The following is a 258-nucleotide window of genomic DNA, read 5'->3' as shown; positions in this document are numbered from 1 at the left end:
TCGACGAAGCCAAGTTCCTGGCCGGCAACGGCACCCCGAGTGCGGGCGCGCTGGGTAGCCTCGCCATCACCGAAGGCGGCGCCTGGACCTACCAGGTCGACAACAGCAAGGTGCAGTACCTGGGCGAGGGCGAGACCAAGGTCGAGACCTTCACCGTGCAGTCTGTGGATGGCACCGAGCACACCGTCACCATCACCATTACCGGCGTCAACGATGCCGCGGTGATCACCGGCGCTGACAGCGGTGCGGTCACCGAAG

Annotated in this window: 1 protein-coding gene; it reads left to right on the top strand. The window is 65.9% G+C overall.

Annotation, left to right across the window (positions count from 1 at the left end):
• A partial coding sequence (locus KW824_RS20735) for a VCBS domain-containing protein (RefSeq protein WP_218410897.1) occupies positions 1-258 on the top strand: 258 nt, incomplete at both ends.

The sequence above is a fragment of the Aeromonas sp. sif0611 genome (assembly GCF_019218845.1).
Lineage (GTDB): Bacteria > Pseudomonadota > Gammaproteobacteria > Enterobacterales > Aeromonadaceae > Aeromonas > Aeromonas media.
Note: the sequence above shows the minus strand (reverse complement) of the source record. Positions and strands in the feature narration are given on the sequence as shown.